The organism is Clostridium pacaense (genome assembly GCF_020709765.2).
GTDB classification, from domain to species: Bacteria; Bacillota; Clostridia; order Lachnospirales; family Lachnospiraceae; genus Enterocloster; species Enterocloster hominis.
Genome location: NZ_JAJFEB020000227.1, coordinates 1 through 236 on the forward strand (window position 1 = coordinate 1; position 236 = coordinate 236).

General features: G+C 54.2%; 1 protein-coding gene. It reads left to right on the forward strand.

All coding sequences use genetic code 11. The features are described from left to right. Nucleotides 1–47: 47 nt before the first annotated feature. The coding region (locus tag LK536_RS59115) for a hypothetical protein (protein ID WP_506092376.1) at nt 48–236 on the forward strand (189 nt) is incomplete at its 3' end.

Consider the following 236-nt stretch of genomic DNA (forward strand, 5'->3'; position numbering starts at 1 on the left):
GGGAAACACATCCTTCCCATGTGTTCCGTCCGCTAGGTGACGGCTCATTGCTGGATGTAAGCATATCCAGCGGGTTGAGGGCAAGGGGAAGCATTTATCAGGTCAAACAGCTGCTCCGTGAGGCAGAGGACGCCATCCAACTCAAATTCATCCTGGGACGCAGGTCTTTCATCCCTTACGCTTCCCAGCTTCTGAGACGCCTGTCCGAGACCCCGTTTTACTTTCCCCAACAGGAA